15 protein-coding genes and 1 pseudogene are annotated in these 18,025 nt (G+C 64.9%); 2 read left to right on the forward strand and 14 right to left on the reverse strand.

What is annotated here, in order from left to right; all coding sequences use genetic code 11:
* Window positions 1–9 precede the first annotated feature (9 nt).
* The 9 genes and pseudogenes from ACOZJV_RS32155 to ACOZJV_RS32195 all read right to left on the reverse strand — a co-directional run bounded on the left by ACOZJV_RS32155 (window position 10) and on the right by ACOZJV_RS32195 (window position 6,542).
* Window positions 10–1,458 (reverse strand): efflux transporter outer membrane subunit, encoded by a 1,449-nt coding sequence (locus tag ACOZJV_RS32155; RefSeq protein ID WP_421549358.1) that lies wholly within the window; start codon window positions 1,456–1,458, stop codon window positions 10–12.
* The gene (locus ACOZJV_RS32160; RefSeq protein WP_078469189.1) at window positions 1,455–2,351 is read right to left on the reverse strand and encodes an HlyD family secretion protein; all 897 of its coding nucleotides are present in this window, start codon (window positions 2,349–2,351) and stop codon (window positions 1,455–1,457) included. The genes ACOZJV_RS32155 and ACOZJV_RS32160 overlap by 4 nt, the downstream gene beginning before the upstream one ends.
* A complete protein-coding gene (locus ACOZJV_RS32165; protein WP_020296394.1) occupies window positions 2,348–2,557 on the reverse strand; it encodes a DUF1656 domain-containing protein in 210 nt (69 codons plus the stop codon). Before ACOZJV_RS32165 ends, ACOZJV_RS32160 begins: the two co-directional genes overlap by 4 nt.
* Window positions 2,554–4,638 carry an FUSC family protein gene (locus tag ACOZJV_RS32170; protein WP_201128855.1) on the reverse strand — a complete coding sequence of 695 codons (2,085 nt, stop codon included), beginning with the start codon at window positions 4,636–4,638 and terminating at the stop codon, window positions 2,554–2,556. The genes ACOZJV_RS32165 and ACOZJV_RS32170 overlap by 4 nt, the downstream gene beginning before the upstream one ends.
* The gene (locus ACOZJV_RS32175; protein WP_078469187.1) at window positions 4,635–5,063 is read right to left on the reverse strand and encodes a MarR family winged helix-turn-helix transcriptional regulator; all 429 of its coding nucleotides are present in this window, start codon (window positions 5,061–5,063) and stop codon (window positions 4,635–4,637) included. Before ACOZJV_RS32175 ends, ACOZJV_RS32170 begins: the two co-directional genes overlap by 4 nt.
* Before the next feature lie 147 nt (window positions 5,064–5,210).
* A pseudogene (locus ACOZJV_RS32180) lies at window positions 5,211–5,491 on the reverse strand (type II toxin-antitoxin system RelE family toxin).
* The gene (locus tag ACOZJV_RS32185) at window positions 5,481–5,726 is read right to left on the reverse strand and encodes a type II toxin-antitoxin system Phd/YefM family antitoxin (RefSeq protein ID WP_421549359.1); all 246 of its coding nucleotides are present in this window, start codon (window positions 5,724–5,726) and stop codon (window positions 5,481–5,483) included. The pseudogene ACOZJV_RS32180 and the gene ACOZJV_RS32185 overlap by 11 nt, the downstream one beginning before the upstream one ends.
* Before the next feature lie 65 nt (window positions 5,727–5,791).
* The gene (locus tag ACOZJV_RS32190) at window positions 5,792–6,037 is read right to left on the reverse strand and encodes a DUF2789 domain-containing protein (RefSeq protein ID WP_020296390.1); all 246 of its coding nucleotides are present in this window, start codon (window positions 6,035–6,037) and stop codon (window positions 5,792–5,794) included.
* A gap of 43 nt (window positions 6,038–6,080) precedes the next feature.
* The gene (locus tag ACOZJV_RS32195) at window positions 6,081–6,542 is read right to left on the reverse strand and encodes an aminoacyl-tRNA deacylase (protein WP_020296389.1); all 462 of its coding nucleotides are present in this window, start codon (window positions 6,540–6,542) and stop codon (window positions 6,081–6,083) included.
* Window positions 6,543–6,776: 234 nt separating this feature from the next.
* Between ACOZJV_RS32195 and ACOZJV_RS32200 the strand changes: the two genes are divergently transcribed.
* Complete coding sequence (locus ACOZJV_RS32200) at window positions 6,777–8,147, forward strand: NfeD family protein (RefSeq protein ID WP_421549360.1); 1,371 nt, start codon at window positions 6,777–6,779, stop codon at window positions 8,145–8,147.
* 1 nt (window position 8,148) lies between these two features.
* Entirely contained in the window at window positions 8,149–8,907 is a 759-nt protein-coding gene (locus tag ACOZJV_RS32205; RefSeq protein ID WP_078469183.1) for a slipin family protein, read from the forward strand.
* On the opposite strand, the gene ACOZJV_RS32210 is transcribed toward ACOZJV_RS32205, so the two are convergent.
* From ACOZJV_RS32210 to ACOZJV_RS32230, 5 genes are read right to left on the reverse strand one after another with little or no spacing between them, the layout of a single operon-like run.
* The gene (locus ACOZJV_RS32210; protein WP_078469182.1) at window positions 8,896–9,873 is read right to left on the reverse strand and encodes a sulfotransferase family protein; all 978 of its coding nucleotides are present in this window, start codon (window positions 9,871–9,873) and stop codon (window positions 8,896–8,898) included. The genes ACOZJV_RS32205 and ACOZJV_RS32210 overlap by 12 nt on opposite strands.
* Window positions 9,861–10,652 (reverse strand): aspartyl/asparaginyl beta-hydroxylase domain-containing protein, encoded by a 792-nt coding sequence (locus tag ACOZJV_RS32215; RefSeq protein WP_421549361.1) that lies wholly within the window; start codon window positions 10,650–10,652, stop codon window positions 9,861–9,863. Before ACOZJV_RS32215 ends, ACOZJV_RS32210 begins: the two co-directional genes overlap by 13 nt.
* Window positions 10,649–11,254 (reverse strand): adenylyl-sulfate kinase, encoded by a 606-nt coding sequence (gene cysC / locus ACOZJV_RS32220; protein WP_421549362.1) that lies wholly within the window; start codon window positions 11,252–11,254, stop codon window positions 10,649–10,651. The genes ACOZJV_RS32215 and cysC overlap by 4 nt, the downstream gene beginning before the upstream one ends.
* Window positions 11,238–12,752, reverse strand: a complete 1,515-nt coding sequence (locus ACOZJV_RS32225; protein WP_421549363.1) for a TolC family protein — start codon at window positions 12,750–12,752, stop codon at window positions 11,238–11,240. Before ACOZJV_RS32225 ends, cysC begins: the two co-directional genes overlap by 17 nt.
* Window positions 12,753–12,792: 40 nt before the next feature.
* Window positions 12,793–17,976, reverse strand: a complete 5,184-nt coding sequence (locus ACOZJV_RS32230) for an Ig-like domain-containing protein (RefSeq protein WP_421549364.1) — start codon at window positions 17,974–17,976, stop codon at window positions 12,793–12,795.
* Between the last annotated feature and the right edge of the window lie 49 nt (window positions 17,977–18,025).

Below are 18,025 nucleotides of genomic sequence, written 5' to 3' on the forward strand. Positions count from 1 at the left end.
GCAACGGGCTCAGGGTTTGCTGGGCGGCGAGCCTTGCGTTCGTCCGCTTTCCCAACCACCGCCCAGGGCCAGGAACAGATCGATCTGGCTCATGGCGACCTGGGTGTTGGCCGAGGCCAGTTGCGCGCGCATATCGGTGTAGGTCCGGGTGGCTTGCAGGTCGGCCAGGAACGACGCACGGCCGGCCTGGAAGAAGCGGTGGGTCTGGTCCGCCGCCTGCTGCGCCGACACTTCGGCATCCGCCAGGGCGTCGCGGCGTTGCAGTTGGGCACTGTATTGCGCCAAGCCGGTCTGGGTTTCGCGGATGGCGTTGAGCACCACCCCGTCAAAATGCGCCAGGGCACCCTGACTCACGGCTTCGGCCTGATGAATACGCTGGCGGGCGCCATTGAACGGCACGCTCCAGCTCAACAGCGGGCCAAAGCCCCAGCGGTTGGTGGCGGGCTTGCCGAGGTTTTCCAGGATGCCGACCGTGCCGACGGTGGCGCCGATGCTGATGTCCGGGTACAGCGCGCCGGTGGCCACGCCGATGTCGGCGGTGGCGGCCGCCAGGCGGCGTTCGGCCTGGCGCACGTCGGGCCGGCGCTTGAGCAGGGTCGCGCCGTCACCCACCGGCAACAATTGCGCAATGTGCGGCAGCTCGGCGCAACTGCTGGTACCGGCGGGCAGTTGGTCCAGGGGTTTGGCCAGCAACATCGACAGGCGGAACAGCCCGGCCTGGCGCGCCGCTTCATAGCGCGGCAATTCGGCGCGCAATGACTTGAATTGGGTCTGCGAGCGGGTGACCTGGGTCTCGTCACCGCGTCCCGCATCCCGCAGGCGCTGGGTCAGCTGGGTGCTCTGGGCTTGCAGGTCGAGGGAATGCTCGGCGATCTGCCGCTCCTCGTTGGCCGCGCAGATTTGCGTATAGGCCCGGACCACGTCGGCCACCAGGGTGATGCGTGCGGTGTCGGCCGCGGCCTGGGTTGCGTCGGCATTGGCCTTGGCCGCCTCGATGCCTCGCTGCAGGGTGCCGAACAGGTCGAACTGATAGGAAGTGCTGATCGCGATATCACCGACATTGGCCACCGGCACCTTGCCGGCCTGAAGGAAGGCTTCGCCCGACTCCTGCAAGCGCTGCGCCCCCATCTTCACCCCGCCGCTCCAGCCGCCAGCAGCCTGGGCCTCATCGACCTGGGCCCGGGCCCGCGCCAGGTTGGCCGCGGCGACCCGCAGGTCGGTGTTGGAGGCCAGGGCCTGCTGCACCAACTGCTCCAGGCGCGGGTCCTGATACAGGCGCCACCAATCGCCGGGCACCGGCGCGGAAACCACATCCGCATCCTTGGCCGCCAGTTCACCTTGCAAGTCGGGACGCTGCAGCGCGGCGTCCGCCGGCAACTGGTAGTCCGGCCCGACCATGTGGCAGGCCGAGAGCAGCAGGCCGAACCCGGCCAGGGCCAAACGCGCCGCCGTGTTCATTGCCCGGGCTCCTGCTGCGGTTTGCCCTGGCCATCGATGATCGACACCGTGGCGGTGCGCCCGGCGATCATGCGGAAATCCGCCGGTACATCGTCAAAGGCGATGCGCACCGGAATCCGCTGCGCCAGCCGCACCCAGCTGAAGGCCGGATTGACGTTGGGCAGCAGGTTGGAACCGCTGCTGCGGTCGCGGTCCTCGATACCGGCGACGATGCTTTCGACATGCCCGCGCAACCGTGCACGGTCACCGATGACCCGGATGTCGACCGCCTGGCCGACATGGATACCGTCGAGCTTGGTCTCTTCGAAATAACCGTCGATGTGGAAGGAGTTGCTGTCCACCACCGACAACACCGGGCGCCCGGCGGTGACGAATTCCTGGGCCCGCGGCGCACGGTCGTTGACGTAACCGTCGACCGGGCTGCGGATCACCGAGCGGTCGAGGTTCAACTGCGCGCTGTCCACCGCCACCAGGGTTTCGGCCAGGGCCGACTGGGCACGGGCCACCCGCGACTGGCTTTCTTCCAGTTGCTCGCGTGGCACCAGGTTGCCCAGGCCCTTGTTGCGCCGGGCTTCACGCTGGGCCTGGTCGAGGGTTTCCTGGCGGTCGGCGAGGGCCGCCCTGGCTTGGCGCAGGGCCAGCTTGAAACGGTCTTGGTCGATGCTGAACAGCACCTGGCCGCGTTGCACCAACTGGTTGTCGCGCACCTGGACCTGCTGGATCAACCCGGACACATCCGGCGCGATCTGCACGATGTCGGCGCGAATATGCCCGTCCCGGGTCCAGGGCGCGAACATGTAGTACATCACCATGCGCCACACCACCACGACCGCGAAGGTCACCACCAGCAAGGTCAGGACTACGCGACCGATGGTCAATAAAGGTTTTTTCATGTCATCAGGTATCGACTGAGTGAATCCACCACGCCGAGCAGCAAGGCGTAGAGACCCACGTTGAACAGTGCCCGGTGCCAGACCAGGCGATAGAAGTGCATGCGCGTCAACAACCCGTGCACCACCAGGTACAACACATAAGTAATGCCCATCAGCACCAGCAGCGTGGGCAGGAATACCCCACTGATATCCAGATCACCGATCATAAAGGCGCTCCATCGATGCCATGGGGAAGCGGTTCTTCAAGCTCGCCGCCGCCGACGAATTCCACCCCCGGCAGCAAGGCCAGGCGCAGGCCGCTGAGGGCGTGCAGCAGATGCAGGCGCGTTTCGTGGTCGTCCTGGGCCTGAGCGTTGAGGGCGCGCCGGGTACGGTCCAGGGTCATCAGCAGAGCACTGGGCGCCGGCAGGCGTTCACCGGCCTTGAGGCAGGCCTGGAAATACGCCCCGACCTCGGCCACCACTTGCCGCACCAGTGCCTGCGCCGAACCCTGCACCCGTGGCGAATAGGCCAGCAGGTCGAGGAGATTCAGCGCCACCCGCAGTTCGCGCAGGGCGACGCCGGTGTCCTGGCCGGTCATGGCCAGTCGCGGCAGGTGCTGCATCAGTCGGTCGAGCATTTGCGCCCCCAGGTGCCGATGCTCGGCCAGGGTCGCCGGCTGCGTCAGGCCGACAATGTCGCGCCAGCTGAAGCGCGTCAGGCGCTTGGCCGCCAGCTCCGAACCGAAGGGCCGGGCAATCAGGGTCCAGACGAAGGCAAACAGCAAGCCCATGGGCCCGGCCAGGTTGGAGTTGGCGAAGCTCAGGAAGTCGGCGTCGTAGGCGCCCTGGATGCTGATAAAGGACGAGGTGTTGACGATGGTCAGCAGCATGCCGAGGTAAAAGCGCGGCTGTACCGTGAGGGTTCCGACGCAGATAAAGGGCACGGCAAAGGCCAGCACCAGCATCGGGAAGTCATGCAGGTTGGGCAGGATCAGGAACAGGTAGAGGCTGGCGAACAGCACCGACATCGCGGTCCAGAAAAAGAAGCGGTAGATCTGCGGCGCCGGGTCGTCCATGGAGGCGAAGAAGCTGCACGCCACCGCCGCCAGGATCACCGCGCTGCCGCCGTCGGTCCAGCCCAGCAGGATCCACAGCACCGAGGCGACGATGATCGCGGTGATGGTCGAGACCACCGAATACAGCATCAACCCGCGATCGAGAAACGGCGTCAGCCGGCCCAGGCGCCAATGCCGGTAGACCGCGCGCCAGGTGTCCTGGCTTTCGCATTGAATGGCGTGTTGCAGGCTGCGGCAGTCCTGCCACAGGTCGATCCATTCGCCCAACCGATACAGGGCGTTGGACAGCAGCAGTTGGCGTCGGTCATCCAGCGCTTCGGCGCTCGGCTGCAAGGCCTCGAGCTGATTGCGCAGCGCTTGCCAGCGCTCCACCGAGGCACCCGCTGCCGTGTCCTGCAACCACGCATTGGCCTGTTCCAGCAGCGGTGCGAACTGCGCCACCAACTCCGGAGTGCGTCGTTCCAGGGCATAGAGCGCGTCATCCAGGGCGTCCACCACCGGCAGCAGGTGGATCATGCGCCCCCGCAGTTCCTTGGTGTTACGCACGGTCTGTGGCCGCGCGCCTTCGTGGGGCAGTTGGCCAATCATCAGCTCCAGGCTGTTGAAGGTGGCGACCATCGAGCCGCGCAGGGCGCTGACTTCCTGCGGGTCCACGGTGCGACTGAGGAAACGCTGACTGTAGGTGGACGCATCGGCAAACCACTTGCCGGCCGCGTCGACAAACACCGGGGCCAGGCGCCGCGGCCAGAACATGCTGCCGACCACCGCGGCGCAGACAATGCCGAGGAAGATTTCCTCGGTACGCGCCTCGGCCACGTCCCACACCGCCAGGGGGTTATCCACCACCGGCAGGGCGATCAGCGGCAAGGTGTAGCCAGCCAGCATCAGCGCGTAGCTGTTGGCGGTACGCAGGTGCAGGGACAAAAACAGCAGGATGCCGGTCCACAGCGCAATCACCAGCACCAGCAGGTAGGGGCTCTGCACGAACATCGGCACAAACAGCACTGCCGCCGCCGCCCCAAGCAAAGTGCCGACCGCGCGGTACAGCGCCTTGGAGCTGGTGGGACCGACAAAGGGGCTGGAGACGATATACACGGTCGCCATGGCCCAGTAGGGACGCGGCATCTGCATCAGCATAGCGATATACAGCGCGATCATCGACGCGGCGAAGGTGCGCGCGCCGTAGAACCAGTCCCGCGCCGGCGGCATGCCGGTAAAAAATCCGTTCAAGAAGCGGCCACCGGCAAATGGGTCGCCGACTCGAAGGCGCGAATCACCCGCAGCGCGGCCTCAAGGTCCCCAGGCGCGATGCCGTCCAGCACTTCGCGACGCAGGCGCGCCAACTCCACCTCCACCGCCTGCACCAGTTCGCGGCCACTGGCGGTCAGGCTCAGGCATTTGGCGCGGCGATCATGGGCGTCTTCGGTGCGACACACGTAACCGGCCTTGCACAACTGATCGAGCAGGCGCACCAGGGACGGGCTCTCCATCCCGGCGGCATGGGCCACCGTCACCTGACGCACGCCCTCGCCCAGGCGCCCGATCATCAACAACGGCACGGCGCAGGCTTCGGAGATTCCATAGTTGAGCAGCGTGGTCTGGCAGATCCGCCGCCAGTGGCGCGAGGCGACCACCATGCCGCTGCTGATATTCATCTGGAGCGCATCGAGATTCTGGGACAAGGGAGGATTCGCACACTGTTAGTTTGCTAACTATCAATATGACATTGGCGGATATTTTTGGTCAAGTTTTGATACAAACTATTCCTGGCGACCGCTATGGGTCCGTGCACAAGAAATGACTCAGCGTTTTTTGGCTCGCTCGTAAACCGTGCCGCGTTCACGCTTGCCAACCGCCACCACGGAAACCACCACCCGTTCGTCTATCACCTGGTAAACCAATCGGTACCCGGAGGCCTTCAATTTGACTTTGTAACAGTCAGGCATGCCATGCAGCGCATCGCCAGGCACTCGCGGGAACTGCACGCGCTCCACGAGTTTCTTCTTGAACTGCTCACGCAGCGTATGCCCAGCTTGTTCCACTCTTTAAGCGCAGAAGGCAGGAACTCAAGCTTATAAGTCATCCAGACTTACCGATATCGGGGTCTCCTGGCTGCGCGCCCGTACGATTTCCGCCAGTTCCAGATCATCAAGCCGCTCCATCATGGCCTCGAAAACATCAGCCGGAACCATGTAACCCATGACCCGGTTGTGGTTTAAAACCGCCACCGGACCACCCTGGGCGCCACTGAGCACAGCAGAGGGGTTTCTCTTCAGTTCCGACACACTGACGGCTTTATCAGCCAACACACTTTGCATAATTAAGACCTCAAATTAGTACCTAATTCTGGTCTAAATTTCGCATAGTGACAAATGTGCCCTTTCTACCCCCCACGCCCCTTGCGCAACAACACATCCAACTGATCCACCACCTCCGCCCAATCGGCATCCTCCAGCACTTCATCGCGCAAAAAGTCCGCCTGGCTGCGGGACCAGAAGAACGCGTCCGCCAGGTGCAGCTCGGGCTTGAGCGGCGAATGGGTGGCGATAAAACGCTCGATGCTGATCGGGTCGTCGGGCAGGCCGAGCTGCTTGAACAGCGCCGGCAGGCTGTGGGTCGGTGACTCCATGGAGGGCTCCTGGATTGGCCGGGGTAAAAAGCGCCCGGGCCGGTTAGTGGCTGACCTCGCACACCTCGGCATGGGGCACCATCTTCAGGTACTGCTCCATGCTCATGTGCACCAGGTTGTGGTGATTGCCGGCTTCGACGTAGATGTCTTTCTGCCGTGTCAGCAAGGGGTCAATGACCATGTCCAGGCCGTAGGCTTCGCCGAGGGCCGGCACGGCGCCCCGTTCGCAGTCCTGAAACAGATGGGCCAGGGTGCTTTCGCGGGTGATCTGCCATTCGCCACTGCCGCGGACCTTGCTCAGGTCCAGGTGCCGGCTCGCAGGCAGGACCGCCATCAGGTAATGCCCATGGTGGTCGTCGAGGACCACCGATTTAGCCACCCGCTCGGCGGGCACCCCGGCCACTCGCGCGGTCTCCAGGCTGCTGGCCGAATGCGGGTGAGTCACCACATCAAATTCGCAATGCGCCTGCTCCAGGCTGCGTTGCACGGTTTTTGCCATACGCATGCTGCACCTCGGTGTCCGCCACAGGGTTGCCGGACTTGGGTTGACCACCTGTTGCTCACTGCACCTGAGTCTAGGTCGCGCCAGGGGTCGCCACCACCGCCCGGCCGATTAACTTCCCAACGGCACCCGCCGTGCAGGGCTGCACGATTCGGGCGCCCGCTTGCTCAACTAGACTCAAGCACAAGGCCAGCGAACGGATGGACGTCCCGGTGCATGACTCTCCAGGAGGGTCATATGAACAGAGGTGGATGGCGGGCAGTGCTGCTCGGGTTGCTGATCGGTCTACCGGTCGGGCCGGCCTGGGCCGTGGACCCGGTGGTGGTGCTGACGCTGAACGATGTGATCAGCCCGGCCAGCGCCGACTATGTGCTGCGCGGCCTGGACCGGGCCGCCGCTGAACACGCGCAACTGGTGGTGATCGGCATCGACACCCCGGGTGGGCTCGACACCTCGATGCGCGCAATCATCAAGGCCATTCTCGCCAGCCCGGTACCGGTCGCCAGTTTTGTCGCCCCCAGCGGTGCGCGGGCGGCCAGCGCCGGGACCTACATTCTCTACGCCAGCCATATTGCCGCCATGACCCCTGGCACCAACCTGGGGGCCGCCACCCCGGTGCAGCTCGGCGTCCTGCCAGGGTCCGCCAACCCGCCGGCCGCACCGCGCAGCGACAAAGCCACCACCCCCGACCCCGCTGTCGACAGCCTGACGCACAAGCAGATCAACGATGCCGCGGCCTATATCCGTGGCCTGGCCCAATTGCGCGGGCGTAACGCCGAGTGGGCCGAGAAGGCCGTGCGCGAAGCCGTCAGCCTGCCGGCCGAAGAGGCCCTGAAGATCAAGGTGGTGGACTACCTGGCCGACGATCTTCCGAGCCTGCTCAAGCAGTTGGATGGCAAAACCCTCAACGCCGCGGGGCAGGCGGTACAGCTGCATACCCTGGGCGCAGCGCTGACTCACCATGACCCCGACTGGCGCACCCAACTGCTGTCGCTGATCACCCACCCCAGCGTGGCGATGATCCTGATGATGCTCGGCGTCTATGGCTTGTTTTTCGAATTCGTCAGCCCCGGTACGGCGCTGCCCGGGGTGCTGGGAGGCATCTGCCTGTTGTTGGGCCTGTATGCCCTGCAGTTGCTGCCGGTGAACTATGCGGGCGTAGGACTGATCCTGCTGGGCATCGGTTTTATGGTGGCCGAGGCCTTCTTGCCGACCTTCGGCGTGATCGGCTTCGGCGGCATCGTCGCCTTTATCGCCGGCTCGGTGATCCTGATGGACACCGACATCCCGGGTTATGGCATCCCGCTGCCGCTGATCGTCAGCCTGGCGGTGCTCAGCGCCGTGCTGCTGGTGGCCCTGGCGAGCCTGGCACTGCGCACGCGACGCAAACAACCGGTCAATGGCGATGCTGGGCTGGTGGGCAGCGTGACCCCGGTGACCGCCGCAGACATCGACCAACCCTGTCACGGCTGGGTCCAGCTGCAGGGCGAATATTGGCAGGTCCTCGGCGCCAGCCCCTTGCACACCGGGCAAGCGGTGCGCGTGATGGCCCGCCAGGGCCTGTATCTGCACGTCACAGCGGTCGCATCCGCGCCGCGAGGAGAATGAGATGGGCCTGGAAATAGGTGTCGGGGCGCTCGTGGCGCTGCTGATTGTGCTGCTGGTGTCGACCTTTCGGATCCTGCGCGAATACGAACGCGGCGTGGTGTTCCAACTCGGGCGCTTCTGGCAGGTCAAGGGGCCGGGGCTGATCCTGCTGATTCCAGTGGTGCAGCAGATGGTTCGCGTCGACCTGCGCACCGTGGTGCTCGACGTCCCGCCCCAGGACGTGATCACCCGCGACAACGTCTCGGTCAAGGTCAACGCGGTGCTCTACTTCCGGGTGCTGGACCCGCAAAAAGCCATTATCCAGGTCGAGGATTTCCTCATGGCCACCAGCCAACTGGCGCAGACCACCTTGCGTGCGGTGCTGGGCAAGCATGAGCTGGACGAACTGCTGGCCGAGCGCGAACGCCTGAACATGGATATTCAGCAGGTGCTCGACGCGCAGACCGACGCCTGGGGCATCAAGGTGGCCAACGTCGAAATCAAACACGTCGACCTCAATGAATCCATGGTCCGCGCCATCGCCAAACAGGCCGAAGCCGAACGCGAACGCCGGGCCAAGGTGATCCACGCCGAGGGCGAGTTGCAGGCCTCGGAAAAACTCATGCAGGCCGCCGAAATGCTCGGCCGCCAACCCGGCGCCATGCAGCTGCGCTACATGCAGACCCTGAGTTCGATTGCCGGTGACAAGACCTCGACCATCGTCTTCCCGCTGCCGATCGAACTGCTCAAGGGCATGGCCGACCTGTCCTCAAAACCCTGAACCCGCAGCGCGGCCCCGAGCCTGCGCCGCGCGCAGGCTTTCCAGGCGTGCGTAAGGCCCTCGGGCCCAACGCTCCACCTGCTCTCGCAGCAGGGGCGAGGCCTCATCGCGCTTGCTCGCGCCGTCGGCCACAAACACCTGGTCGGGCTGCTTGGCATGTTGTTCAACCCTGGAAAAAGCCCGCGCGCACTGCTCGGCGTCGAGCCCGAAAAACAGCGCCAGACGCCCGGCCATTGCCTGGGGCAGCTCGCTGTAATTGACCGCCAGCCCCTGGAACTCGACGCAGCGCTCCAGCCCCAACTGCAACAGCCGCCCCAGGCGTCGGGCGATAAACGCCTCGCGCTCGAAACCGCTCTCGGCATCATCCAAAGCACTGGGCCCGATCAACCCCGGCACCATGTGCATGCCGCTGCGACGCAGATGAGAGACAGCAATTTCCAAAGGCTCGCGGTACACGAACAACCAGGGGGTCGTGGCAAAGCAGCGGCGTAGCAAGGGCAGCTCACCGATGTTCCAGGCATCGAGCTTGATCACCAGGCGCTGCTCCACAAAGCCCCGGGCCTGGCCATAGGCACTGATCAGGCCCCGCAGCGCCGGCACCAGGGTGTCGGCCGGCAGCCCGCTGCGCAGCAGGCTATCGAGCGGCGGCGGTTCGCTGATCACGGTGCAGTGATCGAGCGCCGCCAGCATCTGGCTGATCAGGGTCGAACCGCAGCGCGAGGCGTGGCAGATAAAGGCCTGGGGCTCACACCCCGGGCTCTCGGCCTGCCATTGGCTGAGGGTCGCCAGTGGCGTCTCGCGCCGAAACGCCTGGTTGAACGGCAAGCGCAGCGCCGCATCCACCGCCTCGCGGAAAAACGGCTGGTGCAAGGGCGTATCGCCAAACCAGCACCAGTCGACCCGCCACTGACCCTGGCGCGCAAAAATACGAATCGGCAACCAGCCGTGCAGGTTCAGTGGCTCCATTGTTCATTCCATTGACGACGACCCTGGCGCATCGCCGCGCGCACCTGGTCGGCGTTGATCTGCAGCCCGTGCTGCGCCGCCAGCGCCAGGGTATGGGCGATAAAGGCTTCGCCGTCGGTCAGCGCCTGCAGGCTTTGGCACAGCGATGGATGCTCCTCCAGCAACTGGCGAAACTGAGTGAATGCCGCCGCTGCCGCCCCTTCTCCGGGGGCCGGGGTCGTGGTGCAACCGGCGGCGATGGCCTGACTCAACCAGGGACCGGGGCGGCAATCGAGCACCAGATGAATCCGCTCACTGCAGTCCCGGTTGTCCACGCTGTGGGGCCGTGACAGGTCGAGAAACCAGCATTCGCCAGCGGCCAGCGGCATGCGCTGGCCATCGAGCATAAAGTCGACCAGCGGCGGGCTGAGCAAGGGGATGTGCAGGCGCAAGTCAGCCTCGGGCCCGGCCAGATCGTAGTCGCGGTGCTCAAAGATGCGGCTGCCCGGTCCCACCCGCAGCAACCGCGCCGAACGGATTTCCAGCTCCAGCTCGCACAAGGCCTGCTGCCAGCGCGAATCACGCTGCCACGGCGCGCGCTCGACCGCCGCGCCCTGCCCTGGCGCCAGTTCTGTGAGGGCATCCTGCGGCGCAATCAGCGCGACGCCGCTCCAATCCCCCTGGTAATACTCGGCGTTGAAATGACCCTGCCATTGCTCGGGCCTGATCTCGGCCAGGGCTTGCAACAGTAGGGGTAGATCCAGGCTGACCGGCAAACGCGCATACGCCACTCGACTCATGGCTGGGGCAACACCCGGCACTCGCCCAGCCAATCCAGCAGCCGAGCCACGCAGGTTTCGACCGAGCCGTGGCCGGTGTCCAGCTCGAGCGCCGCGGCAAGCGGCACCTCATAGGGCGCGGAGACTCCGGTGAAGCTTGCCATCTCGCCACGCCGCGCGCGGGCGTAATGGCCCTTGGGGTCGCGTTGCTCGCACACCGCCAGGGAGGCGCTGCACCAGACTTCGTAATAGTCCTCGCCCAGGCGCTGGGCGAAGAGTTCGCGCAGCTCGATCAGGGGCGCAATCATCGCCATGATCACGATCTGCCCATTGCCCACCAACAACGCCGCCAGTTCACTGGCCCGGCGAATGTTTTCCCAACGATCGGCTTCGGTAAAACCCAGGTCGCGATTCAGCCCGCCACGCAGGGCATCGCCGTCCAGCACCAGGCTTTGTACGCCACGCGCGAACAGCTCGGCGTGCAGGGCCTGGGCCAGGGTCGATTTGCCCGCCGCCGGCAACCCGGTCAGCAGGATCGCCGCACCACGATGGCCATTGCGGGCCTCGCGGCGCGTACGGCTGATGCTGGCCGTGGGTGCCTGCAGGTCACGGCTGTCGGGCATGGGCCACCGGCACCGCGATATTGCCCGCGGCCCACTCGGCTTCCCGGCCGGCCAGGGCGCTGGCGATGGATTGCACCTGGGTCGACTGCACCTCATCCGGCAGCGGGTCGAGACCGGCGCTGGCGAAGATCTGCCCATAGGCGTTACGCAGGTCGGCGTAAGACAGATCGCGACGCAGGTCAGCCTGCAGGGTGTTGAGCTCGCCCTGGATCAGGTCCAGCTCGCCCAGGCCGTTGGCCTGATAACGATTGCGCAACTGGCCGACGATCTGCCCGTCGATATTCGACAACTGCTGGTTGGTCTTGAACTGGCGCATGGCTTCACGGTAGTTGGCGTTGGCCACGTAAAGCTGGGCCATCACCGCGATCGACATCGCCTGACGCCGCGCGGTGGCCACTTCTTCACCGGCCTTGGCGACGTTGATCGCCGCCGGAGCGGAGATCACGTTGAACAGGTTCCAGGTGACCTTGACCCCATAGTCGGCCCACTTGTCATTGACCAGGAATGAGTTGCTGTCGTAATGCCCGCCTGCGGAAAACTCCAGGCCCGGCAGCAAGCGCAGCATGGCTTTGCGGGTTTCCGCCGAGCTGATGCGGCTCTGGTAGTCCTGTTCGCGCAACTCCGGACGGCTGGCCAGGGCCTCCTGTTCCAGCACGGCCATGTCGACCTTGAGCTCGGGGATCGAATAATCATCCGCGGTGGCCAAGGTCAGGGGGGTGCCCAGGGGTAGGTTGATCAGGGTCGCCAGCTCGGTCTTGGCCAGGGACAAGGCACGGCGCTGCTCTTCGAGCTGGCGTGTGGCTTCGATCAGCGAGCGCTGGTAACCCAGTGCCTGCACCGGGTCGCCGATGCGCTGCTCACTCATGCTCTGGCTATTGCCCCGGGCCTTGTCGACCCGCGCCATCAGGCTGTCGATCTGACCCAGCAGACGCTCGGCGGCCACCGCTCGCCAGTAGGCCGAGCGCACGTCCTGGACGATGGTGTTGATCACCTTGCGCCGCCGCTCCTGGACGATCAGGCGTTGGTCGCCCTGCTGTTTGGCGCTGATGTAGCTGACGCCGAAGTCGAGCACGTTCCAGACCATGGTCAGGTCGGCGACATTGCGGTCGCGGTCCTGGGAGGTCGAGGGTTCCAGGGACTGAGTGCCAGTGCGCACACTTTCGCTGCTGGAGGCGCTGATGTTGTTGCGCCCGGCGTAGCCGGCGGAAAGCGCCATGCGCGGCAACATGTCGAAGCTGGCCAGGTCCAGCTGTCGCTTGGCCAGGGCCTCCTCCATGATTTTCAGGCGGCCTTCGAGGTTGTACTTCACCGCGCGGGCCATGGCCTGGTGCAAGGTCAGCGGGCCGCTGAGCGGCTCCTGGTCCTTGTACATGCTCGACAGGTCGCTTTTGGCGCGCTGCTCGCTGACGCTGCGTTCGATGGGGTCACTGGTGACCGCACAACCACTCACTACCAGCGCCAGCAGGCTGACGCTGAACAACTTCTGACTGTTTCTCATCCCTGAATCGCCCCTGGGAACCGCATTGATTAAGTGAGTTTCAAGCCTGCATTTCGCTGATGCCGGCCTGTTCAAAAGCAAAGGTCAGATCGTGGATCTGCCGTTGTTCGTTGTCTTTGAGTTGCTGCAATTGCTGGCCCAGCGTCGGCGCGCCGAACACCCCGCGCAGGCCCTGGGTCGCATCGCTGCTGATCGAATGCTTGCCGAAGGCGTTCAGGGAATCGCTTTGCGTGCCCGAACCCTGATTGAACAGGCTCGACAGAGTACTGCTGCCGAACATCCCGCCATCGCCACCGCCAAAGCCGAGGAAGCCGCTGCCACTGCCATCGCCGCCGCTGTCAGTGCTGAACACCTGGGCGATGAAGCTCGGGGCCAGGGCGCCGTTGTTGATGAAAATACTGCCGATCGGCGGCAGGCCACCACCACTGGTGCGTTGCTCGAACAGCGGCGGCATCACCAACGGCGAGCCCAAGTCGCCGCTCGGCGGGCCAAAGATGATCGGTTGCAGCGGGACGTTGGACAGGTCGGGCGGCGCCACCGGCTCGCTGACCCGGAATTCTGGATCGCCGACCTGGGACACCGGATCGACGGCCACGGGCACCGTGCTCACCGAATAATTGTTGGAGTTGGCAAAACCGCTACCGGCGTTGCCCGCCAGGTCGGTGTAACTGCTGTTGTCCAGGCTGATGAGGTTGCTGGCGTCGGTCAGGTTGGGCGTCGGGGTCAGGGTCGCGGTCCAGGTCTTGCCGCCATCGCTGCTGGCCAGGTTGGACAGGGTGCCGTTGGCCACGCTCAGGTCCGACAGGTCGAAACCGGTGACGGCTTCGCTGAAGGTGATGGTCACGGTGGTGGTTTGGCCGGCAGTCAGGCTCGGGTTGGCGACCACAATGGTGGCGCTCGGCAGATCGGCATCGACTCCATAGTTGTTGGAGATGGCGATACCCGAGCCAAGGTTACCCGCCAGGTCAGTGACCTGACTGGTATCGAGCAGCACCAGGTTGGTAGCGTCGGTGACGCCAACCGTCGGGGTCAGGGTCGCGGTCCAGGTCGTGCCGCCAGCGACGCTGGCCAGGTTGGACAGGGTGCCGTTGGCCACGCTCAGGTCCGCCAGGGAAAAACCGCTGACCGCCTCGCTGAAGGTGATGGTCACGGTGGTGCTCTGGCCGATGCCCAGGTGCGCGTTGGCCACCGAAATGGTCGCCGTCGGACGCTGGGTGTCGATGCTGTAGTTGTTGGAGTCGGTGCTGCCGCTGCCAGCGTTGCCCGAAGCGTTCTGCACGCCGCTGTTATTGAGCGTGATCAGGTTAGTGGTGTCCGTGACATTGCTGCCCGGGGTGAGGGTCGCGGTCCAGGTGATGCCACCATCGCTGCTGATGACGTTGCTCAGGGTGCCGTTGGCCACACTCAAGTCTGAGTTGTCAAAACCGCTGACCGCCTCGCTGAAGGTAATGGTCACCAGAGAATCGCCACCGGCCAGCAACGCCGGGTTCGCCACCACGATGCTCGCGGTTGGCTGCAGCGTCTGGACGCTGTAGTTGGTCGAGTTGGTCACACCAATACCGACGTTGCCGGCCAGGTCCTGGACCCCGGTGTTGTTCAGGGTGATGAGGTTGCTGATGTCACTCACGCCGCTGGTCGGGGTGAACGTCGCGATCCAGGTAGTGCCGCCGTCGCTGCTGATGAGGTTGCTCAGGGTGCCATTGGCCACGCTCACGTCGGTGTTGTCGAAGCCGATCACCGGCTCGCTGAAGGTGATGGTCACCTGCGAGGTTTGCCCCGCCAACAGCGCGGGATCGGACATCACAATGGTCGCGGTCGGACGCAGGCTATCGATCACATAGGCGTTCGAGCTCACGCTGCCGTCGCCCGCATTGCCGGCAGCGTCGGTCACGCCACTGCTGTCCAGGACAATGTGGTTGTTGGCCTGGTTGATGCCCCCGACCGGGCTCAGGGTGGCGGTGTAGGTGATGTTGTCGCTGGTGGTCAGGCCGCTCAGGGTGCCGTTATCGACGATCAGGTCGCCGAGGTCAAAACCGCTCACGGCCTCGCTGAAGGTGATGGTCACCACGGACGAACCGCCGACTCCAAGGTGATCGGTGGCCACCACCACGGTGGCGGTCGGACGCTCGGTATCGACCGTATAGTTGTTGGACACACTGCTACCGACGCCGACATTGCCGGAAACCGTCGCCTGGACCCCACTGTTGTCGAGGATGATCTGGTTGCTGGCGTCGGTGGTATTGCCGCTCGGGGTAAAGGTCGCCGTCCAGGTGATGCCGCCGTCGCCGCTGGTCACAGCACTCAAGGTGCCGTTGCTGATCGTCAGGTCGGCGTTGCTGAAGTCGGTCACCGCCTGGTCGAAGGTGATGGTCACCAGCGAGGTTTCGCCGATGCCCAGGACCGGGTCCGAGATCACGATGGTGGCGTTGGGACGCACGGTATCGATGGTGAAGTTGCCCGAGTTGGTCGTGCCCGTACCGTCATTGCCAGCCTGGTCCTTGACCCCGGCGTTGTTCAGGCTGATGAGGTTGGTGGTGTCACGCACGTTGACCGTCGGGGTGAAGGTCGCGGTCCAGGTAATGCCGCCGTCGATGCTGCTGACTGCACTCAGGGTGCCGTTGGGCACGCTCAGGTCGTTGTTGTCAAAACCGCTGACCGCTTCGCTGAAGGTGATGGTCACCAGCGAGGTACTGCCCGCCGCGAGCGCAGGCTCGGCGACCAAGATGGTCGCGGTTGGCAAGACGGTATCGACCGTATAGCTGTTGGACGTCACAACGTCGACGCTGGCGTTGCCGGCGCTGTCGGTGAAGTGGCTGTTGTCGAGGGTAATCACGTTGCCGCTGCTTTCAACCCCGGCATTCGGGGTCAGGGTCGCGGTGAAGTGGATGTTGTCGCTGGTGGTCAGGTTGCTCAGGCTGCCATCGGCCGCCGACAAGTCGGCCAAGGTAAAGCCGTTCACCACCTCACTGAACGTGATGTTCACGGTCGAGGTCAGCGTGTTGTTCAGGGTCGAGGTGAGCACGCTGATCGTCGCGGTCGGACGCACAGTATCCACCGCATAATTGTTGGAGTCGCTGCTGCCCACACCGGCATCACCACCGGCGTTGACCACCCCGGTGTTGTCCAGGGTGATCAGGTTGCTGGTGTCGGTGACGCCACTGTCCGGGGTGAAGGTCGCGGTCCAGGTCAGGCCGCCGTCAGCGGAACTGACCGCACTCAGGGTGCCGTTGGCCACGCTCAAGTGAGCATTGGTCAGGCCGGTCACGGCCTCGGTAAAGGTGATGGTGACCGTGCTGGTCTGGCCGACGCCCAGTAGGTTGTCTGCTACTACCACGGTCGAGCGCGGCCCGGGGATGTAGTTGGTGTCAGAGCTGCCGCCATCGTTGTAGATGCCGTTTTCGCCCTGCACCACGGCGCCGAGGTTACCGCCACTGGACTTGCCGCCCGCCCCGCTGACGCCGACGTTGCCGGTCATCGCCAGGCTGTTGGCGGCGGTGATCAATACCGCGCCCTTGTTCCAGATCGCACCCACACCCACACCGGCTGCGCCGCCATCCAGACCATTACTGCCACTACCACTGCCGCCGCCTCCGCCGCCGCCCGCGCCGAGGTTATTGCTGATGACCGACGTACCCACCACGGTGAGCTTGGCACCCGCGGCGTTGTAGATGCCACCCGCCGCCGAGCCGCCGGTGCCGCCCACGGCGTCCCAACCAGAGCCGCCACCGCCGCCGCCAATCGACAGCGTGCCGTTGCTGGCGGTACCGCCATTGCCACCGTCGCTGTAGCCAAACGTGCCGACCCCGCCCTGGCCGCCCACCGCGGAGCCGCCTCTGCCGCCCATATCATCCACGGTGTAACCACCACCGTTACCGCCCGTGTTGGCCGTGCCTGGGGTGCCTGTGTAAGTGCCACCGCCCGCGCCGGCATTACCACCGGCACCGCCGACTTTCCCGCCGATACCGCCGCCGCCACCACCGCCGCCGCCCACGTTCAGACCGTCCACGCCGCCGCCACCGCCGCCGCCGGACGCCGCGTTTGCGGTCACCGTGACATTGCGCAGGGTCAGATCGCCAAAGTTGCTGATGCCGGCGCCCAGGGCGTCATTGGCCTCCAATGCGTTGCCACTGACGCCACCGGTCGCAGCGCTCAAGCCTCGGGTAATCACCAGACCGTCGAACACCACCGTGGTCCCGGCGTCGACCTTGATCACGCTGGTCTTGTACTGGCCGTCGAGAGTGATGTCGGCGGTGCCGTCATTGTCCAGGTCACCGTCGAGGGTGATGCTCTTGCTGACTTCCAGCAGGGTATCCAGCCCTACGGTGCTGCCGCTGAGGGTGTCTTTGAAGGTCACGATATCGCCGTTCTGCGCGCTCGCCAGTGCATCGCGCAACGAACCGCCGCCGCTGTCATTGAGGTTTTGCACGGTGATCGTGGCCAGGCCCCAGTCGTACCCGGCCATGGCCTGGCTGGACAACGCGTTGACGCTTTCGATGCTGCCGGTGGCGATTTCCAGGGTCCAGTCGCCGCCGATGCCGGTGCGATTGGTGGAGGCGGCAATGTCGCGCCCGGTGAGTGCGGCCAGGGAGTCGACAAAGCTGATGCCGCGCTCGCCCTGGGCGGTGTTGCAGGCGTAGATCAGGATATCGCCGCCGACGTTCATGTCCTTGCCGATCTCGGCCAGCACCGCGCTGCGCTCGGCGACGTTGTCCGCCGACAGGTAGCTGTTGCCCAGCCACAGGTCGCCGGCATTGCCGTGGGCGATGATCTGCACCGAGCTGACGCCCTGGTGCTGGTCCAGGTAGTCGGCGATCTGCTGCAGGCCGTCGCGGGTCGCATCCAGTTGCACCACTTGGGTGCCGGGTGCCACGTCCTTCAACAGTTCGGCGGAATCCTTGACCCGGGAGTCGACGAACACCACGGTCTGCCCAGGCACCGCGTTGGGTGTGGCGGCCAGGGGCGCGTCAGCCTGGTCATGGCTGTCACCGGTGCCGGCAGTGGCATTTGCATTGCTGCCGGTGGCCGGATGGTCGGCCGAGGCCGGGGTCTTGGCCGCGTCTGCGCTGGGGTCCGCCGTGGCATGGCTCTCGGGTTGCGCCGCATCCGCGACGGTGGCCGCAACAGCGCCGTCGAACAGCATGCGCGGTTCAAGGGACATGATCAGTGGCGAAGCCATGGCTCTGGCCCCCTGGGTTACCCGCGACTTGCCTTTGCTCCACCACATGCTGCTCACCCGAACTCGAACGTTTACCAAAGGGGAAATAAAAAACCGC

The organism is Pseudomonas sp. QD4 (assembly GCF_049199125.1).
Taxonomy (GTDB): Bacteria; Pseudomonadota; Gammaproteobacteria; order Pseudomonadales; family Pseudomonadaceae; genus Aquipseudomonas.

What these genes read in the sequence shown, in the direction of transcription:
- ACOZJV_RS32200 (WP_421549360.1), top strand. Translation starts at nt 6,777, where the DNA reads ATGAACAGAGGTGGATGGCGGGCAGTGCTGCTCGGGTTGCTGATCGGT.
- ACOZJV_RS32155 (WP_421549358.1), bottom strand. Translation starts at nt 1,458, where the DNA reads ATGAACACGGCGGCGCGTTTGGCCCTGGCCGGGTTCGGCCTGCTGCTC.
- ACOZJV_RS32160 (WP_078469189.1), bottom strand. Translation starts at nt 2,351, where the DNA reads ATGAAAAAACCTTTATTGACCATCGGTCGCGTAGTCCTGACCTTGCTG.
- ACOZJV_RS32190 (WP_020296390.1), bottom strand. Translation starts at nt 6,037, where the DNA reads ATGGAGTCACCGACCCACAGCCTGCCGGCGCTGTTCAAGCAGCTCGGC.
- ACOZJV_RS32185 (WP_421549359.1), bottom strand. Translation starts at nt 5,726, where the DNA reads ATGCAAAGTGTGTTGGCTGATAAAGCCGTCAGTGTGTCGGAACTGAAG.
- ACOZJV_RS32195 (WP_020296389.1), bottom strand. Translation starts at nt 6,542, where the DNA reads ATGCGTATGGCAAAAACCGTGCAACGCAGCCTGGAGCAGGCGCATTGC.
- cysC (WP_421549362.1), bottom strand. Translation starts at nt 11,254, where the DNA reads ATGCCCGACAGCCGTGACCTGCAGGCACCCACGGCCAGCATCAGCCGT.
- ACOZJV_RS32215 (WP_421549361.1), bottom strand. Translation starts at nt 10,652, where the DNA reads ATGAGTCGAGTGGCGTATGCGCGTTTGCCGGTCAGCCTGGATCTACCC.
- ACOZJV_RS32205 (WP_078469183.1), top strand. Translation starts at nt 8,149, where the DNA reads ATGGGCCTGGAAATAGGTGTCGGGGCGCTCGTGGCGCTGCTGATTGTG.
- ACOZJV_RS32225 (WP_421549363.1), bottom strand. Translation starts at nt 12,752, where the DNA reads ATGAGAAACAGTCAGAAGTTGTTCAGCGTCAGCCTGCTGGCGCTGGTA.
- ACOZJV_RS32210 (WP_078469182.1), bottom strand. Translation starts at nt 9,873, where the DNA reads ATGGAGCCACTGAACCTGCACGGCTGGTTGCCGATTCGTATTTTTGCG.
- ACOZJV_RS32165 (WP_020296394.1), bottom strand. Translation starts at nt 2,557, where the DNA reads ATGATCGGTGATCTGGATATCAGTGGGGTATTCCTGCCCACGCTGCTG.
- ACOZJV_RS32230 (WP_421549364.1), bottom strand. Translation starts at nt 17,976, where the DNA reads ATGTGGTGGAGCAAAGGCAAGTCGCGGGTAACCCAGGGGGCCAGAGCC.
- ACOZJV_RS32175 (WP_078469187.1), bottom strand. Translation starts at nt 5,063, where the DNA reads ATGAATATCAGCAGCGGCATGGTGGTCGCCTCGCGCCACTGGCGGCGG.